The 6,239-nt window shown below is 28.4% G+C and carries 7 protein-coding genes; 4 read left to right on the top strand and 3 right to left on the bottom strand.

Annotated features, from left to right (window positions below; all coding sequences use genetic code 11):
* Positions 1–301: 301 nt before the first annotated feature.
* The 4 genes from ACJBCC_RS04560 to ACJBCC_RS04545 all read left to right on the top strand — a co-directional run bounded on the left by ACJBCC_RS04560 (position 302) and on the right by ACJBCC_RS04545 (position 3,257).
* Entirely contained in the window at positions 302–1,237 is a 936-nt protein-coding gene (locus ACJBCC_RS04560) for a T9SS type A sorting domain-containing protein (protein WP_407556526.1), read from the top strand.
* A 191-nt stretch (positions 1,238–1,428) separates the two neighbouring features.
* Complete coding sequence (gene rpiB, locus ACJBCC_RS04555; RefSeq protein ID WP_407556525.1) at positions 1,429–1,863, top strand: ribose 5-phosphate isomerase B; 435 nt, start codon at positions 1,429–1,431, stop codon at positions 1,861–1,863.
* 33 nt (positions 1,864–1,896) lie between these two features.
* On the top strand, positions 1,897–2,811 hold the full coding sequence (locus tag ACJBCC_RS04550) for a cation diffusion facilitator family transporter (RefSeq protein WP_407556524.1): 915 nt from the start codon (positions 1,897–1,899) through the stop codon (positions 2,809–2,811).
* Between the two features lie 2 nt (positions 2,812–2,813).
* A complete protein-coding gene (locus ACJBCC_RS04545; protein ID WP_407556523.1) occupies positions 2,814–3,257 on the top strand; it encodes a GNAT family N-acetyltransferase in 444 nt (147 codons plus the stop codon).
* Positions 3,258–3,272: 15 nt separating this feature from the next.
* Here the strand turns inward: ACJBCC_RS04545 and ACJBCC_RS04540 are convergent, their stop codons facing one another.
* The 3 genes from ACJBCC_RS04540 to rnpA form a co-directional block, all read right to left on the bottom strand.
* Positions 3,273–4,109, bottom strand: a complete 837-nt coding sequence (locus ACJBCC_RS04540; protein ID WP_299098197.1) for an OmpA family protein — start codon at positions 4,107–4,109, stop codon at positions 3,273–3,275.
* Between the two features lie 63 nt (positions 4,110–4,172).
* On the bottom strand, positions 4,173–5,807 hold the full coding sequence (locus ACJBCC_RS04535) for a S41 family peptidase (RefSeq protein ID WP_407556522.1): 1,635 nt from the start codon (positions 5,805–5,807) through the stop codon (positions 4,173–4,175).
* Complete coding sequence (gene rnpA, locus ACJBCC_RS04530; protein ID WP_299098199.1) at positions 5,807–6,181, bottom strand: ribonuclease P protein component; 375 nt, start codon at positions 6,179–6,181, stop codon at positions 5,807–5,809. Before rnpA ends, ACJBCC_RS04535 begins: the two co-directional genes overlap by 1 nt.
* Positions 6,182–6,239 lie beyond the last annotated feature (58 nt).

Genomic DNA, 6,239 nt, shown 5'->3' with positions numbered 1-6,239 from the left:
ATAACTTGCTTTAAAAAAACAACTAACTAATTTGCATATCTCAAACGTATTTTGGTTTGAAAAAATAAGTGGATAAACCTAATTTTAATTTTAAAGAGTTGTGAACACTTATTAACAAGTTATTGGTAAAGTTATCAGAATATATAGCCTTGTAAGAATTAACTACAAGAGACAAATAAAGCCGATATTATGTTTTTTTGTACAATTATTATCGATAAATAACTGGTTTATAATAAAATAATAAAACTTAATATATAATTGTACTCCCTAATAATCTATTATTAAAAAGTAACTTAAAATTATGAAAACAAAACTACTCTATACACCATTATTGTTTGGTGTACTTTTTTTAAATTTTTCTTTTTCTCAACAAACCTTTATACCAGACGATGTTTTTGAACAGTATTTAATTGATGAAGGCTATGATACTGTTTTAGATGATTATGTATTAACCAATAATATTAATACAGTAACTACTATAGATTTAGGAGCAAAAGGTGTTAGTGATTTAACGGGACTACAAAATTTTACAGATTTAATAACCTTAGATGTATCTGAAAATGCACTACTAAATAGTTTAGATATTAGTAATAATTCAGCATTAGTTAATTTAAATGCGTGGAATACATCTATTTCAAGTTTAAACCTTGTTAACAATACAGCATTAATGTATTTAAATATTTATAATACTTCCATTAGTAATATAGACGTAAGTAATAATACATCTTTAGACTATATAAGTGTAGCAAATACAAACATTGTAAATATAGATCTTAGTAATAATACAATATTAAATTATTTGAATGTATCTGATTCTAATCTTAACAACTTAGATGTTTCAGCGAATTCAGTTTTAAATATTTTAATTGCTAATAATATGACGAATTTACAGTGTATTACCGTTATAGATGAATCTGCCGCAAATGCTGGTACAAATATATATGAAGACTGGGTTAAAGATGCAAGTATTAGTTATAGTGAAAGTTGTACGTTAAGTGATTCAGAATTTGAATCATATAAAGTATATGTAGGACCAAACCCAATGAAAAATCAATTAAATATTGAATTATATAATTCAAGTATTATAAATGATATTGTTCTATTTGATATTACAGGTAAACAAATATTGAAAACTACAAAAACACAAATTTTTACAAGTCAACTACAATCAGGAATTTATTTAATTAGGATTTCTACAAACAACGGAATCGTAACTAAAAAATTAATTAAGGACTAAAAGTTAACTTTATAAAATTAGAAAAAAAGCTTGAGATGATTCTTAAGCTTTTTTTTATTAAATTTTGTTTAGAATTAAGTCCGTTTTAAGTTTTCCCATTTTTTTTAAATTATGCTCTAAAGAACTTATAAATCAAAAGTATTAAGCCTTTTTTATTTGTAACTTTGTGGTAATAAATTATTTCAATTATCATGACTATTTCAATAGGAAACGATCACGCAGGACCAGATTATAAATTTGCCATTGTTAAACATTTAGAAGCAAAAGGTTACACAGTTAATAATTATGGAACAGATACTTTAGATAGTGTTGATTATCCAGATTTTGTACATCCTGTTGCTAAAGATGTTGAAGCTAAAAAAGTTGATTTTGGTATTTTAGTGTGTGGAAGTGCAAATGGTGTAGCAATGACCGCTAATAAATATCAACATGTAAGAGCTGGTGTTTGTTGGACTAGTGAAATTACTGAACTAACACGTTTACATAATAATGCTAATGTGATTTGTATACCTGCACGTTTTACATCTATTCCACAAGCTATTAAAATGGTAGATACCTTTTTAGAAACTGAGTTTGAAGGTGGCCGTCATCAAAATAGAGTAGATAAAATACCTATGTCATGCTAAACATCTAAACTATCAATTTTAAATTGATAAAACATGAGTCAATCTCATCAACATTCGCATTTACATACACACGATCTAAATGGTCGTAATCTTTTAATTTCTATACTTCTAAATATCGCTATTACAGTAGCTCAAGTTATTGGTGGTTTACTTTCTGGTAGTTTAGCTTTATTAAGTGATGCACTTCATAATTTTAGTGATGTAGTGTCTTTAATTATTAGTTACATCGCTAATAAATTAGTAAAACGTAAAGCTTCTTTAAAACGCACTTTTGGTTATAAACGTGCCGAAATTTTAGCTGCTTTTATTAATGCTTCTACGTTAATAATTGTTGCTGTACTTCTTATTATAGAAGCGATAAAGCGCTTTCAAAACCCACAACAAATAGAATCTAATTTGGTAATATGGTTATCTGTAGTTGCTATTTTAGGTAATGGTTTTAGTGTTTTATTATTAAAAAATAATGCTAGTACTAACATGAATATGAAAAGCGCATACTTACATCTATTAACAGATATGATGGCAAGTGTGGCTGTTTTAGTTGGTGGACTGTTAATGAAATTTTTTCAAATTTGGTGGATAGATAGTGTACTTACTTTTTTAATTGCTTTGTATTTAATATGGATGGGATTTGATTTATTAAAAACCTCAACCAAAGTTCTTATGTTATTTACACCAGACTCGATTCCGGTAGATGAAATTGTAACGAAGCTTAATAGTTTTGAAACCATTAGTAATGTGCACCACGTACATGTTTGGCAATTAAATGAAGAAGAGATACATTTTGAAGCACATGTAGATTTTGAAAAAAATATTACATTAACAGAATTTGATGTTATTCTTAATAAAATTGAGGAATTTATTTATCATAAATACGATATCAATCACGTAAACATTCAACCAGAATTTGGTAAAAGTGATACTAAAGATATTATTGTACAAGACTAATTATGCTAACAATTAAAATAAGCGCTTTTAACGAGCTTTCTATATATGAACTATATAGTTTACTTCAATTACGTAGTGAAGTCTTCGTGGTGGAGCAAGATTGCGTCTATCAAGATATTGATGGTAAAGATCAGAATGCATTACATGTTTTAGGTTATAAAAATAAAAGCCTAGTTGCATACACAAGAATTTTTAAACGAGGAGATTATTTTAAAGAAGCGAGTATTGGTAGAGTAGTAGTGCTAGAAAATGAAAGGAAACATAGCTATGGTTATGATATAATGAAGGCTTCAATTGATGCCATAAAAATGTATTATGATACAACTGAAATAAAAATTTCTGCTCAAGTATATCTAAAACGTTTTTATAACAATTTAGAATTTAAGGAAATAGGAGAGGAGTACTTAGAAGATGGTATTCCGCATATTGCTATGCTGCGTTCTTAGGTTTTTAGAAACCTGTTATTTTTTCTCGTAAATTTTAGTAACCAAAATTTCTACACGTCTATCCTGTTCTGGTTCACCACCAAGTGGTGCTTTACGTCTCATACCTGCAAATTTCATTCGGTAAGGTTTTACACCTGCTTTTACTAAATAATCATATATATATTTTGCACGAGCCATTGACAGATTTCGTTTTTTAGTCTTACGATCTATAGCATCTCTAGTACCTTCTGTACAGCAAACATGCCCTTCAATAGTAAAATAAACATTTGTACGTTCTACTAAAACTTCAGCAATACCATCAAGTACCAATTTAGATTCTTTGGTTAAATAACTATAACCTGTTCTAAACAATAGATTTTCGAGTAAAATCTTATCACCTTCTTTTAGTTCACCTTTTAAAATATCTTCAGTTTTAGTTTTTTCTGGTTTTTCTTCTTTAGGTTTTGGTGGATAAACAGGAGTTACAATAATTTCAACTTTACGGTTTAAACCCCGAATTTTACTCAGATTTTCTTCGTGGACGATGTTAACTAATATCTCACCTTTACCATCTACGTTTGTAATTACAGACTCATCAAATTCGTTATTAGAAAATACTTCTTTAATAGACTGTGCTCTGTTTTGAGATAATACTAAATTATAATTGTCACTGCCTCTATCATCAGTAAAACCATAAATAGAAATTTTTTCAATATCTAAATCTTCAATTTCGGTTAAAAAAAGTAATAATCTACTATGTTCAGTTTCGGGAATATCGTGTTTATCAGTGTCAAAATAAACTTCATGTTTCAATTCTTCTTGGGAAAAAGAGAGTTGAAAACATAACAACAAAAAGATAACTAGGGACTTCATTTAATAATAATTTTCTTACTTACAGAAAATGTTTATAACGCTAAATATAGAAAAAATTTGCCTTTATCTCAAAATACTAGCGTATTGTGTTGGGTCATTTAGGATATTCATGGCTTTTTTTATTTCATTATTATGCGTTAGATAATAGGTATATAAACCTTCACTGTAAAAATATCGTTTAATAATCTCTGCTGTAAGTAATGTTTTTAATTGTGTTTTATTTCCGTCAATTGCATTAGATTTATAAGTCATTAGCGCTTTATTTAAATCATTAAACTCAGATTTAATTGCAGACTCAAGTTCTTCTTCTTTTGCAACATTTATGGCGTTTGTTAGTGCTTTTTCGGTTTTAGTTTCAAAGTTAAAACCACTTGTTTTTATATAGTTTTTAAATTTTTTAAAATCTGAATCAGACAATTCAAAAGTCTTTAAATCGTCAACATTATTGTTGTAATAATAATTAGTTGCATAGTTAAAGACTAAGTTTTCGTTTGATATTGCTTTTGTAATTGGTGTTTGTTTAGCAAATTCTACTTCAATATCTGGTTGTACGCCTCCTCCATCAAATACGTTACGTCCATTTTTAGTTTTAAAAGCATTGTAATTTTCTTGTTTAGTACGTGTTGCTTTACCGTTTTCATCTCTATTCCAATAATCTAATGCTTGTATACAGCGACCAGAAGGTGTATAATATCTTGAAATAGTAATTTTCATTTGTGTACCATAAGTTAATGGTTTTGGTCTTTGTACTAAACCTTTTCCAAAGCTTCTAGTACCTACAACAACAGCTCTATCCATATCTTGCAAAGCACCAGAAACAATTTCACTCGCTGAGGCACTACTACCATCAATTAAAACTACAAGTGGAATTTCAGTATCTATTGGTTCGCGTTTAGTGTGGTAGGTTTTATTATATTTTTTTACTTTAGATTTTGTAGTTACAACTAACTGATCTTTTGGTACAAAAATATTAGTAACGTTAACGGCTTCATGAAGTAAGCCACCAGGATTTCCTCTAAGATCTAAAATAAGTTTTGTTGCACCTTGATTTTTTAAGGCTTTAATAGCTCTAATAGTTTCAGAAGACGCTTTTGCATTAAACTTTCTTAGTACAACATAACCCGTTTCTTTATCTATCATTGCGTAATGTGGTACAGCTTTTATCTCTAAAGATTCTCTTATAATTTTAACGGTATTTGTTTTTCCTTGACGTTTATATGTAATTGAAACTTCTGTACCTGCGGCTCCTTGTAATAGGTTAGCAGCATCATCTTTAAAATCTGCTACAATTACTTTATCTACTTGAATAATTTCATCACCAGCTTTTAAACCTGCTTTATCAGCTGCATAATTTTGATATGGTTCTACAATAACCAATTTATCTTTTAGTGTTAATACTTTAGCACCAATGCCTGTATAATCACCTGCATTATTTATTCTAGAAGCTTCTACATCTTGTTCGTTATAAAATTGGGTATAAGGATCTAAATCATCTAACATGCTTTTTATGGCAGTATCCATTAAACTACCAGGATTGGTATCATCAACATAATTCATGTTGATTTCCTTAAATAATGTCGTGAATATTTCTATTTGCTTAGCAATTTCGAAGAAATCATTTTTAAAAGCTGTGGTACCAAAAAAGATAAGCACGGCTATTGCTGGAAACATTATTTTATTACGTAGTTGTTTTTTCATTAGTTAGAAGTTTTGTCAATAAATTTTTTGAACAATAATTTCATACTACCATTAAGTTTATCAAAAGTTGTTCCATCTTTACTAAGATATAAAATCATAAACGCAAAAGAAGTAGAACTATTGTTAAAATATAGTGGTTTATTTAGTCTGTAAGCTTCACGTAGTAAACGTTTTATTTGGTTTCTAGACACTGCGGTTTTATGCAATCGCTTACTTACGGAAACACCTGTTTTTAGTGCAGAACCATCATCAAATTCGGTTTTTAGATATATAAGTTTAAGAGGATAGGCTGTTACAGCCTTTCCTTCTGTAAAAAGCTGTTCGATTAACTTTTTACTTTTTAGCTTATCTTTTTTTGAATATTTAAAGTTCACTATTAATTATCTAGTACAACAAAAATAGAATTGTATTTGTTACTATCAACGATTTGAT

The sequence above is a fragment of the Winogradskyella sp. 4-2091 genome (assembly GCF_045765065.1).
Lineage (GTDB): Bacteria > Bacteroidota > Bacteroidia > Flavobacteriales > Flavobacteriaceae > Winogradskyella.
The sequence above is the reverse complement of the archived record's forward strand: the minus strand, read 5'-3'. Positions and strand labels throughout refer to the sequence as shown.

Bases quoted from the DNA above. Each gene is read 5' to 3' on its own strand.
- ACJBCC_RS04535 (WP_407556522.1), bottom strand. From the start codon at position 5,807: ATGAAAAAACAACTACGTAATAAAATAATGTTTCCAGCAATAGCCGTG.
- ACJBCC_RS04540 (WP_299098197.1), bottom strand. From the start codon at position 4,109: ATGAAGTCCCTAGTTATCTTTTTGTTGTTATGTTTTCAACTCTCTTTT.
- rpiB (WP_407556525.1), top strand. From the start codon at position 1,429: ATGACTATTTCAATAGGAAACGATCACGCAGGACCAGATTATAAATTT.
- ACJBCC_RS04550 (WP_407556524.1), top strand. From the start codon at position 1,897: ATGAGTCAATCTCATCAACATTCGCATTTACATACACACGATCTAAAT.
- ACJBCC_RS04545 (WP_407556523.1), top strand. From the start codon at position 2,814: ATGCTAACAATTAAAATAAGCGCTTTTAACGAGCTTTCTATATATGAA.
- ACJBCC_RS04560 (WP_407556526.1), top strand. From the start codon at position 302: ATGAAAACAAAACTACTCTATACACCATTATTGTTTGGTGTACTTTTT.